The sequence below is a fragment of the Gimesia benthica genome (genome assembly GCF_009720525.1).
GTDB lineage: Bacteria > Planctomycetota > Planctomycetia > Planctomycetales > Planctomycetaceae > Gimesia > Gimesia benthica.
The window spans coordinates 4573001-4594992 of record NZ_CP043930.1; the positions used below are offsets into that span (position 1 = coordinate 4573001).

A 21992-nucleotide genomic window follows, 5' to 3' on the forward strand; every position below is an offset into this window, starting at 1 on the left:
GGTCCTCTGAAGACAGCAGGTTCCATTATCACAGAGGGGAACTGGATTCAGAGTCGGGCGCGTGATGATTTTATGGTTCGTTTAGAAGAATTGAAGGAAATACAGTGGCTGCTCAAGCAAATGCCTTATCAATGGAAGAATTGAAGGAAAAAGGAAAAGTCCTTCGCCGTCTGATCATCAAAATGACGACCGAAGCTGGCAGTGGACACCCCAGCAGCAGTCTGTCTGCCGTCGAAGTGGTGAACGCACTCTGGTTTGGCGGGTTCATGAAATACGATCCACAGAACCCCACCTGGGAAGCCCGCGATCGCTTCATTCTGAGCAAAGGTCACGCGGTTCCCGTGTTGTACGCCGCCATGGCGGAAGCCGGTTACTTCTCCACTGATGATGTCATGACGCTCCGTAAACTGGGCAGCCCCTTCGAAGGTCACCCCAACATGAAGCGTCTGCCCGGGATTGAAGCCTCCACCGGCTCACTGGGTCAGGGACTCTCACTGGGTATCGGCCAGGCCCTCGGTGCTCGTTTGAATAAAAACGGTGCCAACGTCTTCGTTGTTATCGGCGATGGCGAAATGGGTGAAGGTCAGGTCTGGGAAGCACTCGCAGCTGCTGAGAAATACAAGCTCGGAAACCTGACCGCGATTATCGATCAGAACGGTTACCAGCAGACCGGTGCCACGAAAGACGTTCTGGATATGGGATCTTTCGAAGATAAGATTGCCTCCTTCGGCTGGCACACCCAGACCATCAACGGTAACTGCCAGGAAACGGTAGTCGAAGCACTGGAAGCAGCCGCTAAAGTCACCGATCGGCCCAAGGCTATTATTTCACAGACCAAAAAAGGGTATGGCATCCTGCCGGTTCTTGAAGAAGCCGGCGATACCAACTACCACGGCAAGCCGCTCTCTCCCGAACTGGCAGAAAAAGCACTCGCCTTGCTCAGTTAGTACCCCTGCTATTCCTGACCGCTCGGTAAACATCCGGGCGGCGTCAGGTTGCCGGCAGTTCGAATCAAACAATATCTACAGGCAAAACACAGACAAAAGAGATAAAGCATTATGTATTTAGGTGAACTTAGCGGATTGAAAATCGGACAGGCCACCCGCGATGCGTTTGGCGATGCATTGAAAGATCTGGGTGACCAGTTTTCGACTGTCGTTACCGTTGACGGTGACGTAGGAAACTCGACTCGTACCGAAGTCTTCGCCAAGGCATACCCCGAACGTGCCTTCAACGTCGGGATCGCAGAAAGCAACATGGTCAGCGTGGCCGGTGGTCTGGCCTCAACCGGTCATATCCCCGTCGTCGCCAGCTTTGCCGCATTTCTGATGTGCAACGCTTACGACCAGATCAGAATGTCGATCGCGTTCCCGAGCATGAACGTCAAAATGGTTGGTACTCACGCCGGGATTTCGATCGGTGAAGATGGTCCTTCACAGATGGGTATCGAAGACGTCTCCCTGGCCTGCAGTCTGCCCGGCGTTGTTGTGATGGTAACTGCTGATGCCTTTTCCACCAAAGCCGCAACCAAAGCCATGCTGGAGCACGAAGGACCTGTCTACCTGCGTCTGGGACGTCCCAACGTTTCTGAAATCTACAAAGATGGTGACAGCTTTGAAATCGGTAAAGCCAATACCGTTCGTGAAGGTGACGATGTTACCATCATCGCTAACGGCCTGATGGTCGCCGGTGCGATGGACGCTGCCACCAAGCTGGCTGAAGAAGGTGTCAGTGCTCGCGTCATCGACATGCACACCATCAAGCCGCTGGACACGGACGCGATTGCCAAAGCAGCCCGTGAAACAGGTCGGATTGTGGTCGCTGAAGAACACCTGGCACACGGCGGACTGGGATCTGCTGTCGCCATGGCTGTCTCACAGATCGATCCGGTCCCCATGGCATTCGTTAACGTCGGCGACTGCTTCGCTGAGAGTGGCGATCCTCAGGGACTGCTCGACAAGTACGGTCTGACTGCTGATGCGATCGTTGAAGCTGTCAAAAAAGTGAAATAAGCAGAATGGCAAGCCCCCCTGATTTTTCAGGGGGGCTTTGTCTATAATTGTTGCTGACAAATTGATTCATATGACCCATTCACATTCTGTGAGAGAACTTTGTGACTGAGTTTCGCGCCTTCCACAACACTGACCCGCCGCAGCTGCTGAAACTCTGGCATTCTGCAGGATTAGGGAGAGGTGCCGCAGAATGTCTCACGAACGACGCATTCGAAGTTCTCATCTTTTCCCAGCCCTACTTTGACCCGGAAGGGTTGATCGTCGCCGTGGAAGATGGTGCGATCGTTGGTTTCGTACTGGCTGGCTTCGGTCCTAATCAGGAACTCTCGGCCCTCAGTTTCTCTGAAGGCGTCATCTGTGCCGTCATTGTGCATCCGGAATTCCGACGTCGAGGCATTGGTCGCGAACTGGTCCGTCGGGCAGAGGAATACCTGCTCGCAAAAGGCGCCACGCAAATCACCGCCGGACCCTCCGGACTGCTCTCTCCTTACCTGGTCGGCCTGTATGGCGGGACCCGCCCTTCTGGGTTTCTGCTCTCCGATCCCCTGGCGGCTCCTTTTTTTGAAAGCCTCGGCTACGAAGCCATTGGCTCTACGCGCATCTATCAGCGTGATCTGCTCGGTCAGAAACCGCCGATTAAATTTCACCTCGTGAACCTCCGCCGAAAAATGCAGCTGGAAATCTCCGATGATTACCAGGCTCCCAACTGGTGGTGGCTGACACGTCTGGGACGTCTCGAAACGCTGCATTTCGAACTTGTGCCCAAATCCGGCTATGATGCCATGGCCTCGGCGACCGTCGTGGGACTGGACCTCTATATTCCCAAATGGGAAGAACGCGTGATCGGTCTCACCGATGTCTACGTGAAAGAATCAGAACGGGGCAAAGGCTACGGGCAGTCACTCCTGCTGGAAATTGGCCGTCGACTTCAGGACGAGCTGATCACCAAGCTTGAACTGCACGTTGCCGAAACCAACGCGGTTGCCTGGCACGTTGCAGAAGCGGTGGGTTACTACCAGGTGGATACTGGTATTGTATATCAGCGCGTTTCTCGTTAGCGTGTAACTGACTGCCGCGTCGTTAATATAACTCTCGACAGGCACGCTGGTTCTGCTGATTCCGAAATGTCCATGGAAAGGTAACCGTAGATGGCGGCTCTCTATATCTCCGAAGACGATGTCCGTTCCCTGATGGACATGGAGAAATCCATTCTCATCACGCACAAGGTTTTCAAAGAAATCGCAAGCGGGCGAGTGATGAATGCCCCTCGACAACGGGTGCGGGCACCAGGTGTCATGCTGCATACCATGTCTGCCGCCAATGAATACCTGAACTACGTCGGCTGGAAAGCATACACCACCACCAGAGAGTCAGCCCGCTTTCACGTGGCGATCTACGATCAGGAATCGGGTGAGATGCGCGCCTTGATCGAAGCGGATTTTCTCGGCCAGCTGCGCACCGGCGCAGCCAGTGCTGTCGCTACCGAATTCATGGCTCGCCCGGATTCCAAGGTGGTCGGCCTGTTTGGTTCCGGACTGCAGGCACGCACTCAATTGCAGGCCATCTGTATGACCCGCAAGATAGAATTCGTGCAGGTCTATTCGCGCAATTACGAAAACTGCAGCCGCTTCGCTGAAGAAATGACCGAACTCTGCGATGTCGAAGTCAGTGCCTGCCATTCCCCCGACGAGACGGCAGCCGAAAAAGACATTGTGATTTGCGCCACCACCGCCAAGGCTCCCCTCTTTGATGGACGGGTTCTGGATGAAGGGACGCATTTGAATGTCGTCGGTTCAAATCACCGCAGCCGTCGCGAAATTGATCGCACCACGATTAAACGGGCCGATGTGATCGTCTGTGACGACATCGAACAGTGTAAGATCGAAGCCGGCGACTTCATGCAGCCGGTTGACGAAGGAATCACGGACTGGCGGCTGATGCACAATCTCTCAGAGATCGTCGCCGAACGCGAAACCGGACGGGCTACCGACGATCAGGTGACTCTATTCAAGTCGGTAGGCATTGCAGCCGAAGATGTCGCGATGGGCGTTCAGGTTTATGAATATGCACTGGAAGAAGGGCTTGGCGTCGATCTGCCGTTCTAAATCGCTTCAGCGCTGTGCTCGTTCCTGCTGTTTGACTGCCTGGTAGATGGCTTCCATCTCCTGCAAAGTCGCTTCCTGGATTGAGCGGCCTTCCGTTTCCAGGGCCTGTTCGATTTTCTGGACCCGCACCTGGAACTTACGGTTACTTTTTCGCAGGGCTTCTTCCGGGTTGATCTTCCAGCGACGGGCAATGTTCGCGACCACAAACAGGATGTCTCCCAGTTCGCCTTCCACCCGGGCCTGCAGCTCCGGATCGTCCAGTTCCTGGTCCGCAATGACTTCGGCTTCCACGGTGGCAGGTGTTTCAGGCAGTCGTCCATCATGAAACAGTTCGTCGGCCAGTTCCTGGATTTCTTCCCGCAGCTTATCAAACAGCATGTCGCGGTGAGGAAAATCATAACCCACCTTGGCCGCTTTTTCCGCGACCCGCGATGCACGAGCCAAAGCCGGCAGTGCCTCGGGCAGGCCATCAAAGATCGAGCGCCGCTGTTTTTCCTGGTCTTTGATCTGGTCCCAGTTTTTGCGGACTTCATCCGGCGTTTCCGCACTCACATCACCGAACACATGCGGATGACGTTCAATCATCTTGCGGGTCAGGCGGTCAACCACATGAGTTAAATCAAAGCGACCTTCGTCCGCCGCGATCTGTGAGTCGAGCACAATCTGCAGCAGCAGGTCCCCGAGTTCTTCGATGATATGCTGATCGTTGCCCGAATCGATGGCTTCCAGCAGTTCGTAGGTCTCCTCGAGGGTATAAGGTTTGATCGTTTCCAGCGTCTGTGCCCGGTCCCAGGGGCAGCCTTCCGGCGATCGCAGTCGGGCAATCACGTCGCAAAGCTTTTCAAAGGCGGGGGTTAGAATGCTATAATCGGGAGGAGTACCCGGCAGGGGAGCGGAGCTACCCTGAGTGTTCTCGGATCGGGCTGGGGGGACAGAATCTGTCATTGTGCTACCGTATGATTCACCTGAAGGCTCGGATCGTGTAGGATGAATGTATCGTAGCGAATTCGCTTGTTCCTGAAAATTCACAACCATTCGATGAGGCATAAATCATGAGTTTTCTCAAGAAAAGTTCACTGGCAGTCTGTGTAATGATGTTGTCTCTGAGTACCGCGTTCGCCGACGATTCCACTCAGCAGGCGGAACTGGAAAAGAAATTCGAAAAAGAAATGTCCGGTGCCACGCTGGTGGGACATTTTACAGTCGATGGCAGAGAGAACGGAAATCCACTCCGCGAGGAACGCTATGATATCGCCTCAGCCAAAAAACTGCAGGGTGACCAGTGGGTCTTGACAGCCCGTATCAAGTACGGTGACAACGATGTCAATGTCCCGATCCCATTGAATGTCTACTGGGCCGGCGACACTCCGGTGATCTCACTGACGAATATTTCGATCCCCGGTCTCGGTAACGCATTCACTTCCCGGGTCATGTTCTACGATGGTCGTTATGCGGGGACCTGGCAGCACGGCAAAGTAGGCGGAAACCTCTGGGGTAAAATTGAGTACGCCAAAGAGAAAACCGATTCTGAAAACGACAAGTAACAGCAGCCTTTGATTCAGCTAACTGAGGAGTTCCGATTGATGTTCCGAAAATTATGTTCCGTCGCCCTGATGCTGGCCTGGGGTTTGTCTGGCAGTCATACATCGACCGCTGCAGAAAAGTTGCCTGAAGCACAGCCGGCGGACAATCCGGTTCTCACAAAGATTGAAGTCAAAAGCACGCTGGATCAGAGCATGCAGCCATCTCTCATCTGGGCGCCGAAGTCTGCCAAATCCAGTCCCACACCATTGTTTGTCTTCCTGCATTCCTGGAGTGGCAATTATAAGCAGAACAACGCCAAGTGGCTTAAAGAGGCACAACAACGCGGATGGATTTACCTGCATCCCAATTTCCGGGGCGTCAATCAGCAGCCGGAAGCCTGTGGTTCTCGACTGGCTCGACAGGACATTCTCGATGCGATCGACTATGTCATTCAACACTATGATGTCGATCAGTCGCGAATCTACCTGGCGGGTTCTTCGGGGGGCGGACACATGACAATGCTCATGGTTGGTCATCATCCGGATCGTTTCTCTGCCGCCTCGGCCTGGGTCGGCATCAGTGATCTCGCAGACTGGTATCGCTTCCACGTCAAAGATGGTAAACCCCAGCGGTACGCCCAGATGATTCTCAAGTCGCTGACTGCCAAACCGGGAACCAGTCAAGAGGTAGATGCCCAGTATCGTGACCGCTCCCCTTTGTACTGGATTGCGAATGCCAGTGAAGTACCGCTGGATCTCAACGCCGGTGTCACTGATGGCCAGACCGGTTCCGTGCCCTTCATGCATACACTGAAGGCCTACAATCAGTTGGCGAAAAAGAATAACAGCCCCCTAATTACTGATGCAGAAATGCATCAATTGTGGGATCAGGGGAAACTCACAACGCCTCAGTCTGCCGATGAGACCCCTGACGAAACTTACGGCCGCGATATTCATCTCCGTCGCAAGTCGGGGCAGGCCCGCGTCACCATTTTTGAAGGGGGGCATGAAGGATTACCGGAACCAGCCTGCGCCTGGCTGTCGCAGCAGTCTCGTGATACTTCCAGCTTTGGAAAAGGGTCAGACTGAGAGATCGGAAGGACGTGTACACGCTTCACTGGGGCTGTTGACGCGTGCCTGGTTAATCTGCTGCTTCAGGGGGTTCTGCAGAGAGCTTGCGGAATAAGCCTGTTCTGCGGGTTCTTGCGCAGCAGTCTTCGAATTCGCTTAGGTCGGATCGTTTGGGGCAATTGACTATTCAAACCCTGACCCGCCTTCGCGTACAATACAGGCTGTCCCAAGCCTCAAACCTGCTTGCGAATTATTTCAACCTGAGAGTCAGTTACTTTGGACCGTCAACAGCAACGAATCGCAGAAGATCTCTCCAGCCTGATTGCAGGTGATGTGCGATGCGATCCGGTGTCGTTGTCGATTTACTCGAGCGATGCCAGCCTCTATCAGATGCCTCCCCTCTGTGTCGCCTATCCCCGTGATCGCGAGGATATGATCGCCATCGCCCGGTATGCCTCGGAGATGCATATCCCCATCATCCCCCGTGGTGCAGGAACGGGCCTGGTCGGAGATGCGATCGGCACCGGAATTGTAATTGACTGCTCGCGGTTTATGACCGGATTTGAACTACTCAATGACAATCTGATTCTGGTCCAGCCCGGCGTGGTACATGCGCGTCTCAATCGCTATCTCAAGCCGCTGGGTCTCTATTTCCCTCCGGATCCCTCAAATACAGAAGTCACGACAGTCGGCAGCATGCTGGCCATCGATGCTGCCGGCTCCCGTGCAATTCGCGTCGGATCGACCCGCGATCATGTCAATCGCATTGAAGTCGTGCTGGCAGACGGAACCTGTTTTGATGTGGGGAACGAAAGTCTGTCGATTCTCAATCAGCCTGTCGCCGGTTCGAGTACCTCTCTGCTCAGTGAACCGTCCCCCGAAGTACGCGGCGAACAGACCCGACGAACGATTCTGAGTAAAATGTCGAAGCTGCTCACCGATAATGCTCAGCTCATTCAGGAGAAGCAGCGTACCGGAATTCCCAACTGCAGCGGCTACTTTCTCAAAGGGATTAAATCACGCGATCACCTCAACCTGGCGCGCATGCTGGTGGGATCCGAAGGAACGCTCGGACTGTTCACCTCGGCGATTTTGCACGTTTCTCCATTACCCGCTCATCGCGGCGTCGCGCTGCTTCTGTTCGGAGATCTCTCCTCAGCGATCAAGGCCGTGCAGACCATCATCCAAGAGCAACCCTCGGCATGCGATCTGCTCGACCGTCGTCTGTTGTCGCTGGCGCGGGACGCTGATCCCCGCTTCGCTTCGCTGATTTCACCTGCAGCCGAAGCGGCACTGCTCGTAGAGCAGGTTGGCTTCAGTGATGCCCAGGTTCAGCAGCGTCTGCACAACGTAACGCTGGCTGTAAAAAACATTAACTCCCGCGTGGTAGTGGCTATGGAAACACACCAGCCGGATGAGGTTGATTTCCTCTGGTCATTGCCTCAAAAAGTGGTGCCTTCGCTCAGTCGTCTCCCGGGGGAGTCCCGACCGCAGCCCTTTGTCGAAGACATCGCGGTGCCTCCGGAACGGCTTAACGAGTTCTCACAGAAAGCGCAGAAAGTCTTTCAACGCCACGAAGTGACGGCTACGTTTTACGCGCACGCCGCCTCGGGGCAGATTCACCTGAGACCCTTTCTGCCTGCTCTGACCGAGCAGAATGCACCCATTCTGGAAAGCATTGCCCGCGACCTCTACCAGACGGTCTTTTCCGTTAACGGAACCATCAGTGGAGAGCACGGCGACGGCCTGGCACGCACGGCGTTCCTCCGTTCCCAGTACGGCGATCTCTATCGTGTCTTCCGTGAAGTCAAAGACATCTTCGATCCCAGTAACCTGCTCAATCCCGGCAAGATCATCAACGATGATCCGCACGTGACGATCCGCAACCTGCGTCCCGTGCCTGAAAAGTTTCCTGAGCTGATCGACCTGCAGTTGAACTGGACGCCCCAGGAATTGCAGAACGAGGCCAGTCGCTGTAACGGCTGTGGTTCCTGTCGTCGTCAGGATGACGGTTCCCGCATGTGTCCCGTCTTTCGTATCGAACCTGTCGAAGAAGCTTCACCCCGCGCCAAAGCCAACCTGTTTCGCGGTCTGCTCTCGGGAGCGATTCATCCCAATGAGCTCTCCTCTCAGGATACCAAGCGACTCGCGGATACCTGCGTGAACTGCAAGCAGTGCGTGCTCGACTGTCCTTCCTCGGTGAATATTCCGCAGATGGCCATCGAAGCCAAGGCGGCATACGTTTCCGCGAATGGACTCGACCACACAGACTGGATTCTCTCCCGTGCCCATTCCTTCGGTGCGCTCGGTAGTACCCTTTCTATGGCTGCCAACTGGGCGATCAATAATTCGACGGCCCGCTGGGTCATGGAAAAGATGATGGGCATTCATCGGCACCGGAAGTTGCCCCTGTTTTCCCGCAGATCGTTTCTGCGGTCGGTCCCACGCAAACTGACGAAACGACCCCGACCGGGAAGCGATCCCGATCTTGTGATCTTTTTCGTTGATTACTACGCCAACTACCATGATCCTGAACTCGCGCATGCCCTGTTGGCCATTCTGCAACATAACCAGATTCCGGTTTACATTCCGCCCCTGCAGCTTGCTTCTGGCATGGCGATGGTGTCGGCAGGAGATCTGATCGCGGCACGTAGTCTGGCGAAGGAAAACATTCAGATCCTGAGTGAATTCGCCCGCGAAGGGCATCGCATCGTCTGTACCGAGCCGGCAGCCGCCATCTGTCTCAAGCAGGAATATCCGATGCTGGTCCCCGGAGAAGACAGCGAGGTAATCGCGAGCCAGGTACTGGAAGCGGGAGAATATCTGTGGGAGCGGCGTGAATCAGGTCGTTTGAGGACCGATTTCGGGCGGCTGGCGATGGAACTGGATTATCATACCCCCTGTCATATCAAGGCTTTATCGTCGCGGTCCGCTCTGAAAGAGCTTCTCGCTTTGATTCCTGAGCTGCAGGTGAATACAATTGAAAAAGGTTGTTCGGGTATGGCTGGTACTTACGGCCTGGCCCGGGAAACCTTTGAGACTTCCAAGCAGATCGGTCAGGAGTTGATCGATCATATGAAAATAACGAATGTTCACGCGGGTGCGACGGAGTGCAGCAGCTGTAAAATGCAGATGGAGCAGGAATCTGCGATTCCCACCATTCATCCGATCAAGCTACTGGCGCTTTCTTATGGGCTCATGCCAGAACTCGAACGGTCTTTGCAGCCCCAGAAGAAAAAACTGGTCGTATCATGACAGCCTCCTCCATTCAGGTCCGTTTATTTGCCCGTGCCCGGGAACTGGCCGGCAGTGATACCATCAGGGTCAAAGCTGTTGATAACATGACGGTAGCCGGATTGCGATCTGCGATTGCAGAACAGTATCCCGAACTGCAGCCCTTGAGCGGTCAACTGTTTATCGCCATCGACAATGCCTATGCAGGCGAAGAACAGCCACTCACCGCAGAACAGGAAATCGCCTGTTTCCCGCCGGTAAGCGGTGGATGACTCGTCCGAGTAAAAAACATTAAAACTGGGAGCATCATGCCCGACTCGATTGCGATTGTAGAAGAACCTATTGACTACACTGCCCTGACCGAACAGGTTCGTTCGAATGCCTGTGGTGCCGTGGTGCTGTTTATGGGGACGGTCCGGGAAATGACCCAGGACAAGCAGACCGTCGCTCTCGATTACGAAGCGTACCCGGAGATGGCGTATAAAACGATGCAGCAGTTGATCGACGAAGCCCGCGCGAAATGGGACGTGCATTTAATCGGCATTGAACATCGCGTCGGTCATCTGACACTAGGGGAAATCAGCGTGGCGATCGCCGTCAGCTCGGCTCATCGCAGTGAAGCGTTCGAGGCGGGGCGGTTCCTGATTGATCGCCTGAAAGAAATCGTTCCTATCTGGAAAAAAGAGAACTGGGCCGACGGGACCACGGAATGGGAGCATCCGGGGATCACGGCAGAATAATTCCTGTGGAACCGCAGATCGCGGCTATAATAGTAGATAAACAAATCATTGGACTTTAATAACCACGTCAGCGTTTAACCGACGTCAAACGCGAGAGGCATTGATGGAACTGCAGAATCAGCTCATCGATTCATTCGGACGGGCGCATAACAACCTGAGAATCAGCGTCACCGATCGCTGTAATATCCGCTGCTTTTACTGCATGCCTTCGGAAGATGTCCAGTTCGTCCACCGCAGCAAGATCCTCTCCTTTGAAGAGATTGTACGATTCGTGCGACTGGTGGCCCCGCTCGGAGTCAATAAAATCCGCCTGACCGGGGGAGAGCCTCTGGTTCGCAAAAACATTCCGGAGCTGGTCAAGATGATCGCCGACATCCCCGGCATTCAGGATATCGGGATCACCACTAACGGAATTCTGTTGCCTCAATACGCCCAAGCTCTGTTCGATGCCGGACTCAGGCGAATTAATATCAGTCTGGATGCATTGAACGCACAGAAATTCCAGGAGATCACCCGACGGGACGATTACGAGAAAGTGCGGGAAGGAATTCGTGCTGCTCACGCGGCTGGATTTGATCCCGTTAAAATCAATGCCGTCTCAATCCGCAATCTGACTGAAAATGAGATAGTTCCTTTTGGGCAGCTGGCCCGGGAAACCGGGGCGGAAATCCGCTTTATCGAATTCATGCCCCTCGATGCCGACAACAAATGGGAACGCGACAAGGTTCTGTTCGCACAGGAGATCAGCGACATTCTCACGCAAGGGATCATGCCGCTGGTGCCTGTTGAGCAGACCGACAAAAGTGCCCCCGCATCAGACTTTGTGTTTGAAGACGGCGTCGGGCGAATTGGCTTTATTGCCTCGATCAGTAACCCGTTCTGCATGAGTTGCAACCGGTTTCGTCTGACTGCGGACGGCAAGTTAAGAAACTGCCTCTTCAGCCTGGATGAGACCGATATCCGCAAACTCTTCCGTACAGACGCACCCGATACGGAAGTCATCGACGCCGTGAAAAACAGCATCGCTGCCAAAAAAGAGGGGCACGAAATCAATACCGCCCGTTTCATCCAGCCCGATCGTCCCATGTATTCCATCGGAGGCTGATTTCGCAGGTTCCTTCCTGACGGTGAACGATTCATGAACGAGCAGCAGATCTATCTGGATAACGCGGCGACCAGCTATCCTAAGCCGGATACAGTTTATACCGCCATCAACGAATACAATCGCCACTGCGGTGCACCTGTCGGCCGAGGGACCTACCGAAAATCGGTCGAGGTACAATCCGATGTCGATCAGTGCCGCAAGCTGGCAGCCGAAGTTTTGGGGGCGAGCCGACCTGAAGAAGTAAGCTTCACGTTTAATGGCACCGACAGTCTCAACACAGTGATTCACGGTCTACTCCGCCCGGGCGATCACGTCATTACATCCGATGTTGAGCATAATTCCGTGCTCCGTCCCTTACAGACACTGAAACAGCGCTGGGGACTGGAGGTGACGCATATCCCTGCGAATGCAGAGTCAGTCGTTGATCCGCTCGCTTTTAAACAGGCACTCCGCAAAAATACCCGGCTCATCATCCTGAACCATGCTTCGAATGTCACCGGCAGCATTCAACCCATTGATGAAGTGGGAGAGATCGCTCGTGAGGCGGGGGTACTCTTTCTGGTCGACGCTGCACAGTCTGTCGGTCATCTCCCCCTGAACGTTTCCGCTCAGCCGATCGACTTTCTGGCATGTCCCGGACATAAGGGGCTGCTAGGCCCTTTGGGGACCGGGCTGGTTTATATCCGGTCCGATCTGGCGGAGCAGGTCGAAAGCCTGAAGCAGGGCGGGACAGGGACCAGCAGTGAAGAAGAGACCCAGCCCCTGACTCAACCCGATAAATATGAGGCGGGCAACCACAACACTCCCGGGCTGGTTGGTTTAAAAGCTGCACTGGAATACCTGCAGGACAGAGGCCTTGAGGATATCAGGCGGCACGAACAGGAGTTGACGGGGTGTCTTTTGGAAGGCTTCCGTTCTCTCTCTGGCTTTGAAGTCCCCGGACCGCAGGAGGTAGCAGACCGGGTGGGGGTGGTCAGCCTGATCAATCAGGCGGTGGAGCCACAGGTGCTGGCATCGATTCTTGATGAAAACTTCGGGATTCAGGTTCGAGCCGGTCTGCACTGTGCTCCGCGCATTCATAACTCAATTCGTTCCGCAGAGTGGGGTGGCACGATTCGCTTCAGTCCCGGGCCTTTTACAACACTGTCTCAGATTGAGACAACGCTCTCTGCGATGCAGGAGCTGGCCGTTTCTTTTTCAGTCTGATCCCCGTTAATGACGATGAGTGAATAGAGACGCCATTTTCGGCGTAAAACCTGCCGGGGAAAACTCTTCGAGTATTTTTTGTATAGCAATTACTTGCTTGACACTCTTCCTCATTCACTTCAAAATTAAAATAGGCAATTCTAGCTCGACCTATCTGCAAACTCTTACCCTGAATGAAACATGATGAACCGAGATTAATCAGCTCAGTCGAACTGGGTTTGATCGGTGCTGGAGTCGTAACAGGGGCCTGTTTCTGCCGAGCGAATCGCCTTGAGTTCATAGAAATTTCACAAACCAGATCGAACCAGAGTCTTGATTCCCTGCATGCGTTATGGGACAAACAAAAAGCGTTGCTGGTGAAATCTGATTCTAATCCGTGGAGAAATTGAATGGCCGATGATTGGATGCAACAGTTAGTCGATGATGGATATCTTGGTCCCGCGCAGCTGGACGAAGCCTCCAGTCTGGCCAGTTCGATGGGGATTTCACCTGGGGAAGCACTGGTCAAGCTGGGCTACGTGGGAGCCGAGGTGATCGCCCAGGCCCAGGCATCCATGTATGGTTATGAGTTTGTTGAGCTGGAAGGCCTGGAAATTCCCCAGTCCGTGATCGAACTCGTGCCGGAATCCATGGCCCGTGAAAACACGGTTATTCCGGTGGGGATGCGGGGGGATTCACTGCAGATTGCCCTGCATGACCCAATGAAATACGAAGTTCTGGACAAGCTGCGATTCATTATTAACCGCGATATCGATGTGGTGATGGCCCCCATCGAAGCGATTCAGGCCGCAATCAACCGGCATTACGGTCAAAGTGAGACTGAGTCGGTCGATACGATGCTGAAAGAGTTCACTGAAACTCAGATTGATATCACCGCGACCGAACTGGCGACGTCCACCAGTGTGGAAGAAGAGGACGAGACTGCCCCCGTTATCCGTCTGGCTAACCTGATCATCAGTGAAGCGGTTAATATGCGGGCCAGTGATATTCATGTCGAGCCCTTCGAAGACCGGATCCGGATTCGGTACCGGATCGATGGTTCGCTGATCGAGCGAGACAGCCCTCCCCGCCGTCTGCTCTCCGCCCTGGTCTCCCGTTTCAAGATTATGGCGAAAATGGATATCGCCGAAAAACGTCGTCCTCAGGACGGTCGTATCAAGACCACCATTTCCGGTAAGGACTATGACCTGCGTGTCAGTATTCTCCCAACCAACCATGGCCAGGCAGTGGTCATGCGTATTCTGGACCGGGATAACATTAAAGTCGGGATTCGAAACCTCGGATTCTCGGAAGAGAACTACCGCCGCTTCCAGACGATCATTCGGCGCCCCAACGGCATCTTTCTCGTGACGGGGCCGACGGGGAGTGGTAAGACTACAACTTTGTATAGTGCTCTGGGTGAGCTGAACCGACCCGACCGGAAGATCATTACCGCCGAAGACCCGGTCGAATACTATCTGCCGGGTATCAATCAGGTGGAGGTGAAGCACAGCATCGGCCTGGACTTCTCCCGAATTATTCGTGCCATGTTGCGACAGGCCCCCAACGTGATCCTCGTGGGGGAAATTCGCGATGTGGAAACTGCTGAGATGGCAATTCAAGCATCTTTGACAGGACACTTGGTATTCAGTACTCTACATACGAACGACGCGCCCAGTTCTATTACACGTTTGATCGATATGGGTGTTCAGCCGTTCCTCGTGGCTTCCAGTGTGATGGCGGTCATGGCACAGCGTCTGGTGCGTGTTGTCTGTGGTAAATGTGTGGAGCAATACACACCCGATCCAGGGGAGCTGGAGTACCTCGGTATCACCTCCAGCCAGATGGAGAAAGCGATCTTCAATCGAGGCAAGGGCTGTAACACATGTTCACACACAGGCTTCAAAGGGCGTAAGGCGGTTTTTGAACTGATGATGATGAATTCCGCTATACGTGAGATGACTTTCCGCAGTGAGGCTTCACAAAACATTCGGCGGCAGGCCATCCTGCACGGGATGAAATCACTTGCAGAGGATGCTACTGATAAGGCCCTGCTGGGCATCACAACACTCTCGGAAGCAATGAAGCTGGCCAAGGGCATGGATTCTTAATCTGGTCGCGTTCAGACACTCTGTTTTTGGAGCATTTTTAGGGCAATCACCCGGTTCCAGGTGCTGATCGTTCTGACTTTTCATGTGAAGATATTGATCTAAATTCCCTGATTTTGTTGAGTTTTGCCTGACATTACCGGATAATTACATCGGATTCGCACTCAAAAGCGGCCCGAATTCATAAATACATTTCTAAATCGTCTTATCTAAATCTACGTTATTTTGTTCTCGGATAACTTGTTACATCAGGTGGTTCACGGAAAGCCGGAAGTTCATGATCGTTCTGAGAAAAGGATTGCCTCAAGTCACAGAATGATCCTCGATTTCCGGCGTTGATCGCATTTCCGATCTTCGTCGAACACGCTCCAGATCCAAATATCGCGTTTTCAGAAAGTACTTTGGATGGCAACAGTTCAGATTGATAAATTGCTGGAGACTGTCGTTAAAGAAAAGGTGAGTGACCTGCACATCACCACCGGGCAGCCTCCTGTTGTACGCGTCGGGGGCCGGATGGTCCGCCTGGAAACCAAAAGTCTCGAGCCGGACGATACCGTCGCGTTGATGAAGAGTATCACACCCGAACGAAACCAGCAGGAACTGCAGGAAGTCGGGGGGACCGACTTCGGATTCGCGTTTGGAGAAAAAGCGCGGTTTCGTGTGTCCGTCTTCAAGCAGCGCGGCCAAATCGGTATGGTGCTGCGACGAATTCCCAACGAGTTCCTCACGTTCGAACAGCTGGGGCTGCCAAAAGTGATTGGTGACCTGTTGGAACGTCCCCGAGGTCTGTTCCTCGTGACTGGTCCAACCGGGTCGGGAAAGACAACCAGCCTCGCGAGCATGATCAATCACATGAACGATACGATGGATCACCACATCATCACGATGGAAGATCCGATCGAGTACTATCACCAGCATAAAAAATCGACTATTAACCAGCGTGAGATCGGCGTGGACGTGCCGACCTTCCCCGAAGCGCTGCGTCGTGCTCTACGACAGGATCCGGACGTGATTCTCGTGGGGGAAATGCGAGACCTGGAAACCATTTCAGCGGCGATTACTGCGGCGGAAACGGGGCACGTTGTGTTCGGAACGTTGCACACCACTGGTGCTCAGGGAACGGTAGACCGAATTATCGACGTGTTCCCCACCAGTCAGCAGGACCAGATCCGCACGCAGCTTTCCAGTTCGATTATCGGGATTCTAAGTCAGGCGCTGATGCCCAAGAAACCCAAGGGGCTGGTCGCCGCTTATGAAATGCTGGTCGTTACGCCCGCGATCGCGAACCTGATTCGCGAAGCGAAAACCTATCGTATCAACTCCAGTATTCAGACGGGACGTAAATTCGGGATGCAACTGCTCGACGATGCGTTGTTCAATCTGTGGCGCGACGGGTTGTGTGAAGAAAAAGATGTTGTCATTCGCTCCAATAATCCCGGCGAGTTGAAAGCCAAGATTGCGATGGCCAAGAAGGGCCTCCTGGAAGATGACGATGATGACGACGAAGACGATGACTTTGAGGATTGAGATCAAAACAGAAAGGCGACACAGTAACGTCGTTCTTTTCTGTCTGGAATAAACTAGGTGTTAATCAGAGGTAGACACACATGGCAGCACGACGCCTTGGTCAAATCATGGTCGATCTGGGATACATTTCAGAAGATCAGTTGTGGGATATTCTGGAAGAACAGAAGCAGAGTCCGGGGGAAGTAATCGGCCAGGTGGCGATCCGCATGGGCCTCGTGACTGACGAGCAGGTCACTCAGGCACTCGCCGAACAGTGGGGTATGCCCGTTGTTGAACTGAGTGAAACAAATATTCCTCCCAAGGTGCTGGAACTGGTTCCGGAAACGATGGCCTCGATTTACAAGATCATGCCCGTTTCCCTGAAAGACGGCGTGTTGACCGTCGCCATGGCTGATCCTCAGAACGTGGCAGCCCTCGATGACCTGCGCAACTTTCTGGGATACGATGTCCGCGGTGCGGTTTCGAACCTGAAAGATGTTGAAGCGGCCATCGAACGGCATTACTCCGAGCATCAGGACAGCATCGAAGACGTCATCGGTGCCATTGAGGATGAACTGGGTGAGGAGACCGGCAAAAACGTCTACAACATCACTGATACGGATGAACTCGTCGATGCAGCTCCGATTCGTAAGCTGCTCAACATGGTCATGCTGCTGGCGATCAAAGATAAAGCTTCCGACATCCACATGGAACCGTTTGAAGATGAATTCAAGATCCGTGTTCGCGCCGACGGTGTGCTGTATGAAATGGTTCCCCCTCCCCGCCACCTGGCGAATGCCATCGTCTCCCGTATCAAAATTATGGCCGACCTCGATATCGCCGAACGGCGTCTGCCGCAGGACGGTCGTATCGAATTGAACGTCGGCGGCAACCCGGTCGACTTGCGTGTCAGTGTGCTGCCTACCCTGTTCGGTGAAGCGGTCGTTATGCGAGTTCTGGACCGGACCGTGGTTCAGCTCGACCTGAATAAAATCGGCATGGATCCCAATACACTCACCCGTTTCCGCGAAATGATTCATCGCCCCAACGGGATCGTACTGGTGACCGGCCCGACGGGGAGTGGGAAAACCACGACCCTTTACTCGGCGTTGAACGAGCTCAACGTCATCGAAGAAAAAATTATTACAACCGAAGACCCGATCGAGTACGACATCGACGGCCTGATTCAGGTCCCGGTGAATCCCGATATCCAGGTGACCTTTGCGTCAGTGCTGCGGGCGATTCTGCGACACGATCCTGACCAGATTCTGATCGGCGAGATTCGTGACTACGAAACCGCCGAAATCGCGGTGCAGAGTGCGTTGACCGGTCACCTTGTATTCAGCACGTTGCACACCAATGATGCACCGTCGGCGATCACCCGACTGCGCGATATGGGGGTTCCGACCTTCTTGATCACCGCAACGGTTGAAGCGATTCAGGCACAACGTCTGGTGCGAACCATCTGTAAAGAGTGCCGGACCGAGTTCGAGCCCAGCGATGAGTTGCTCATGGAACTGCAGCTCCCCATCGAGCAGGCACGACAGTACAGCTTCTACTACGGAAAAGGTTGTGCCACCTGTAATAACTCGGGATACAAAGGCCGTACCGGTCTGTATGAACTCATGGACGTCACCGACGAAATTCGCGACCTGATCACCGAGGATGCGTCGGTCGACGACATTCGAAATGTGGCACGCAGCCAGGGAATGACCACGTTGCGTGAAGCCGGGCTGAAACTGATTTTTGACGGAGTCACCACGATCGATGAGGTCGTACGGGAAACCGTTATGGAAGATATCGAATAATCTGGTACTACCAGGTACATGCAAAACACACTTTTTCAAGACGACTAATGACGGAGTAACGCCATGCCGGTTTATCAGTATGAGGCCATGGATAACACAGGGCTCGAGGTCAAAGACACCATCGAAGCGCCTTCCGAAGCCGATGCCCAGACCATGATCAAAGAGAAGGGCTTTTTCGTTACCAAAATTGCTGAAAAAGGCCGCGGCAAAAAACAGAAAAAAGGAGCAGGCGGCAAAGGGGGGGCAGCTGCCAAGAAAGCCAGCGCCAAGAAAGGTGGGTTCTCCATCGGCGGCGTGCGGCCCAAACAGCTCTGTACCTTCACCCGTCAGCTGTCCACACTGCAGGACGCTGGTCTGCCGATCCTGAGAAGTCTGCGAATTCTGGAATCGCAGGCCAAACCGGGGCCGCTCAAAGCTTCCCTGGATGGCGTTATTGAAGATATTGAATCGGGCAACACGCTCTCCGAAGCCATGGCCAAGCAGCCTAAGTGCTTCGATAACCTGTACGTCAACATGGTGAAAGCCGGTGAGGCCGGTGGTGCGCTCGAAATCATTCTGCAGCGTCTGGCCGAGTTCAAGGAACGGGCCCAGAGTCTGAAGAAGAAAGTACAGGGGGCGATGATCTATCCGGTCGCCGTGATCACGGTAGCCAGTTTGATCGTGGGCTTCATCATGTACTGGATTATTCCGAAGTTCAAAAAGATCTTCCTCGACTTCGGTACTGAACTACCTGGTATTACGCTCATGCTCATGAAGGTGAGTGATATCGTGGTGAACTACTTCTATCTTTTCCCGGCCGTTCCGATTGCGCTCTGGATCTTCATCAAGATTGTGAGGAAGAACAAGAAAGGAGCGTTTATTGTCGACTGGATTGCCCTACGAATACCCTTGCTAGGCAAGATTATCAGTAAGTCGGTGACCGCGCGTACCTGTCGAACACTGGGGACATTAATTTCATCCGGGGTGCCCATTCTGGAAGCGATTATCATCGCCCGTGATACGGCGGGGAACATGGTCTTCCAGCGGGCCTTCGATACGATTTACGCCGCGATCCGCGAAGGGGAGACCATGGCGGTTCCGCTCAAGGAAGCCCGAATTGTGGATGATATCGTGGTCAACATGGTGGACGTGGGTGAAGAGACCGGTGCACTCGACGACATGCTCTACAAGGTGGCGGACGTGTATGACGAAGAAGTCGCTGTACTCGTGGACGCCCTGGTGAGTCTGCTGGAACCGCTGATGGTGATCGTGCTGGGTCTCATTGTGGGTTTCATTGTGATCGCACTCTTCATGCCGCTGATTAAATTGCTCAACGATTTGTCCTAGTTAGATCGTAGTATTTTGAGAGGGGTGTTGCAGAATAATACAACTTTTCGCCTCTTTCTGGTACTGGCCATTATGCGATAAGTCTAATTATAAGTGTCACTTAGTGTTAATGATGAAAGTCGGGCATAAAATTTGCCCTATATATATCGTAGAGAAGTCCCGGCTGAACCCGCCTGAATCAGGCAAACGGGACGTTTTCTAATGCTAAAATGAATCAATGAAAAGAGTTAGGAGTTAGAAATGCAAAAACGGTCGCCAAAAGCCCCTTCGGCGTCGCAGCACAACAGGAGTGCGTTTACTCTGATCGAGCTCATGATTGTGATCGTGATCATCCTGATTCTGATCGGCCTTCTCATCCCCGCCGTAGGTGCCGTCCGTCTCCGGGCGCAGCAGGCGAATGTGAGAACGGAAATTACCAGCCTGGAAGGCGCCATCACTGCCTTCAGGCAGGATTTCGGTATGGATCCCCCCAGTGGCATCGTTCTCTATGAGTCCGGCAGTGCCACCTGGGATCAGCGCAGTAAAGGGTTGGTCCGCAAAATGTGGCCTCAATTTAACTTCGGCCTTGATAAAGATATTAACGGGGATGGTGACACTACAGACGTGATTGCACTGAATGCAGGGGAATGTCTGGTCTTCTTCCTGGGAGGCGTTTCGGATCGGACTCCTGATGGGACCTTTCGCGTGTTTGGTTTCTCCAAGAATCCGGCCCGTCCTTTTCTAAATCCCGGCCATACTTCAGCAGATCCAGGTTACTCTGCTTCTCTGACAGCGACGAATTCCGGACGTCTGGGGCCCTACTTCGAATTTGATAACAGTCGTTTTGTTGATACAGACGGTGATCTTTCACCCGAATTTCTTGACCCCTTTCCCAGTCAACAGAAGCCTTATATCTACGTCAGCAGCTATGACGGACGCGGCTATCGCGTGGCGGATATTACCGGGACAGGTATGACCAGCGTCTATTTCCAGGGAGATCCTTCAACGGCTCCGTCGACTAACAGTACACCTTTCAAGCCCAAGTCATATCAGATTATTTCACCCGGTGCTGACTATCAGTTCGGGACCGGCGGCAATTATGACGCCAATAAAAACTTCCCGGCCGGTCGGACTGTTGAAGCAGACAATATCACCAATTTTGTCGGCGGGGCGTTGAAGTAATCAGTAGTTCATAAATTCACTTGTGTCTCTCTCATCAATGATGTCAGGTTTTCAATGCGTCGTAATATAACTCATCAATCTGTTCGATCAGCGCGAAGCGGTTTTACGATCGTCGAGTTGTTGGTGGTCATTGGCATTCTGCTGTTCCTGATTGCTACGTCCGCATTTGTGGTTCGCAACATCGGGAATAAAGCGCGTGAGAAAAAGACCATGTCGACCATCGTCAAAGTGAATGGTCTGATGCAGGATCGCATCGAAGCCATGCGGAAAGCACTCGACTCCACGAAAAACCAGCAGCAGCTGCAGTCCCTGGTGGGGCAGAAATATACATCGCTTGTGAACAACTACGGTGCAAAATACCGCAGTATTCCCAAGCCGGTCGTCGAAATCCTGGTCCGTAAAGACATCTTCCGGCAGAACCTGCCTCAATATGTCGCGGAAAATCCGAGCGTCAATGCCGCCATGGACGCCCAGCAGGGGGTCGCTTCCGGTGCTGCCGGAAATCTGGGGGCCGATGCTGGTGCCAGTATCAGTTCGGAATACCTGTATTACATTCTCACCAAACACGAAACCTATGGCGTCCCACCGGTCGGCGAAGATGCGTTTCTCGCATCGGAAGTGGCCGACACTGATGGTGACGGGCTCATGGAGTTCGTCGATGGCTGGGGCAGACCACTGCGGTTCTACCGCTGGCCGACCCGTCTGATCAAACCCGATGGTTCGACCATTCGGCGGGACATTGCCAGCGCCTTCTTTAACGGACTGCCTCCTGCTTCAGCAGCGGGATTTAACGAAGCAGATCCCATGAATGTGGACGCCGACGATCCTCAAGGACGGATTCAGCACGAAAACAACCGCTCGGGGATCTGCTGACACCGTTGTTCAACAGCAGTGCAGACTCGCAGTATGTGACCGGTCAGTATGGCGTCATGAATACATTCTGGTTGCCCCTGATCGTTTCCGCTGGCCAGGATGGCATCCTGGGGCTGCAAGAACCACATGATGAGGTCAACATAGGCGTGCTGGCACAGCCGGTCATTCCTATTGTCGAAGGTGTCTTCGATAATATTACCAACCACAATCAACGAGCCGGAGGAAGGTAACGTCT

The 21992-nt window shown here is 53.5% G+C and carries 19 protein-coding genes; 18 read left to right on the plus strand and 1 reads right to left on the minus strand.

Annotated features, from left to right (window positions below):
* Nucleotides 1-104: 104 nt before the first annotated feature.
* The 4 genes from F1728_RS17740 (at nucleotide 105) to F1728_RS17755 (ending at nucleotide 4117) form a co-directional block, all read left to right on the plus strand.
* A complete protein-coding gene (locus F1728_RS17740; protein WP_155365215.1) occupies nucleotides 105-947 on the plus strand; it encodes a transketolase in 843 nt (280 codons plus the stop codon).
* Between the two features lie 111 nt (nucleotides 948-1058).
* The gene (locus tag F1728_RS17745; protein WP_145191856.1) at nucleotides 1059-2012 is read left to right on the plus strand and encodes a transketolase family protein; all 954 of its coding nucleotides are present in this window, start codon (nucleotides 1059-1061) and stop codon (nucleotides 2010-2012) included.
* 101 nt (nucleotides 2013-2113) lie between these two features.
* Nucleotides 2114-3070 (plus strand): GNAT family N-acetyltransferase, encoded by a 957-nt coding sequence (locus tag F1728_RS17750; protein WP_155365216.1) that lies wholly within the window; start codon nucleotides 2114-2116, stop codon nucleotides 3068-3070.
* 90 nt (nucleotides 3071-3160) lie between these two features.
* On the plus strand, nucleotides 3161-4117 hold the full coding sequence (locus F1728_RS17755; protein WP_155365217.1) for an ornithine cyclodeaminase family protein: 957 nt from the start codon (nucleotides 3161-3163) through the stop codon (nucleotides 4115-4117).
* Between the two features lie 6 nt (nucleotides 4118-4123).
* Here the strand turns inward: F1728_RS17755 and mazG are convergent, their stop codons facing one another.
* A complete protein-coding gene (gene mazG / locus F1728_RS17760) occupies nucleotides 4124-5062 on the minus strand; it encodes a nucleoside triphosphate pyrophosphohydrolase (protein WP_155365218.1) in 939 nt (312 codons plus the stop codon).
* A gap of 107 nt (nucleotides 5063-5169) precedes the next feature.
* Here mazG and F1728_RS17765 point away from each other — a divergent pair, with 107 nt between their 5' ends.
* From F1728_RS17765 to F1728_RS17830, 14 genes are all read left to right on the plus strand, one after another.
* Nucleotides 5170-5661, plus strand: coding sequence for a hypothetical protein (locus F1728_RS17765; RefSeq protein ID WP_228030221.1), 492 nt, complete (start codon nucleotides 5170-5172; stop codon nucleotides 5659-5661).
* 39 nt (nucleotides 5662-5700) lie between these two features.
* Nucleotides 5701-6729, plus strand: a complete 1029-nt coding sequence (locus F1728_RS17770) for an alpha/beta hydrolase family protein (protein WP_155365219.1) — start codon at nucleotides 5701-5703, stop codon at nucleotides 6727-6729.
* 258 nt (nucleotides 6730-6987) lie between these two features.
* Nucleotides 6988-9966, plus strand: coding sequence for an anaerobic glycerol-3-phosphate dehydrogenase subunit C (locus F1728_RS17775; protein ID WP_155365220.1), 2979 nt, complete (start codon nucleotides 6988-6990; stop codon nucleotides 9964-9966).
* On the plus strand, nucleotides 9963-10217 hold the full coding sequence (locus F1728_RS17780) for a MoaD/ThiS family protein (RefSeq protein WP_155365221.1): 255 nt from the start codon (nucleotides 9963-9965) through the stop codon (nucleotides 10215-10217). The genes F1728_RS17775 and F1728_RS17780 overlap by 4 nt, the downstream gene beginning before the upstream one ends.
* Nucleotides 10218-10253: 36 nt before the next feature.
* A complete protein-coding gene (locus F1728_RS17785; RefSeq protein WP_155365222.1) occupies nucleotides 10254-10685 on the plus strand; it encodes a molybdenum cofactor biosynthesis protein MoaE in 432 nt (143 codons plus the stop codon).
* A gap of 103 nt (nucleotides 10686-10788) precedes the next feature.
* Nucleotides 10789-11790, plus strand: a complete 1002-nt coding sequence (moaA, locus tag F1728_RS17790; RefSeq protein ID WP_155365223.1) for a GTP 3',8-cyclase MoaA — start codon at nucleotides 10789-10791, stop codon at nucleotides 11788-11790.
* Nucleotides 11791-11823: 33 nt separating this feature from the next.
* Nucleotides 11824-12996, plus strand: coding sequence for an aminotransferase class V-fold PLP-dependent enzyme (locus F1728_RS17795; protein WP_155365224.1), 1173 nt, complete (start codon nucleotides 11824-11826; stop codon nucleotides 12994-12996).
* Nucleotides 12997-13385: 389 nt separating this feature from the next.
* Nucleotides 13386-15086: a GspE/PulE family protein gene (locus tag F1728_RS17800; protein WP_145191830.1), complete on the plus strand. Its 1701-nt coding sequence runs from the start codon at nucleotides 13386-13388 to the stop codon at nucleotides 15084-15086.
* 402 nt (nucleotides 15087-15488) lie between these two features.
* Nucleotides 15489-16610 carry a type IV pilus twitching motility protein PilT gene (locus F1728_RS17805; RefSeq protein ID WP_145044427.1) on the plus strand — a complete coding sequence of 374 codons (1122 nt, stop codon included), beginning with the start codon at nucleotides 15489-15491 and terminating at the stop codon, nucleotides 16608-16610.
* Nucleotides 16611-16690: 80 nt separating this feature from the next.
* On the plus strand, nucleotides 16691-18397 hold the full coding sequence (locus F1728_RS17810; RefSeq protein WP_145044426.1) for a GspE/PulE family protein: 1707 nt from the start codon (nucleotides 16691-16693) through the stop codon (nucleotides 18395-18397).
* A 63-nt stretch (nucleotides 18398-18460) separates the two neighbouring features.
* Nucleotides 18461-19723 carry a type II secretion system F family protein gene (locus F1728_RS17815; RefSeq protein ID WP_155365225.1) on the plus strand — a complete coding sequence of 421 codons (1263 nt, stop codon included), beginning with the start codon at nucleotides 18461-18463 and terminating at the stop codon, nucleotides 19721-19723.
* A 240-nt stretch (nucleotides 19724-19963) separates the two neighbouring features.
* The gene (locus F1728_RS17820; RefSeq protein ID WP_155365226.1) at nucleotides 19964-20884 is read left to right on the plus strand and encodes a prepilin-type N-terminal cleavage/methylation domain-containing protein; all 921 of its coding nucleotides are present in this window, start codon (nucleotides 19964-19966) and stop codon (nucleotides 20882-20884) included.
* A gap of 54 nt (nucleotides 20885-20938) precedes the next feature.
* Nucleotides 20939-21757, plus strand: coding sequence for a type II secretion system protein (locus F1728_RS17825; RefSeq protein WP_155365227.1), 819 nt, complete (start codon nucleotides 20939-20941; stop codon nucleotides 21755-21757).
* Nucleotides 21758-21762: 5 nt separating this feature from the next.
* On the plus strand, nucleotides 21763-21987 hold the full coding sequence (locus F1728_RS17830) for a hypothetical protein (RefSeq protein WP_155365228.1): 225 nt from the start codon (nucleotides 21763-21765) through the stop codon (nucleotides 21985-21987).
* Nucleotides 21988-21992 lie beyond the last annotated feature (5 nt).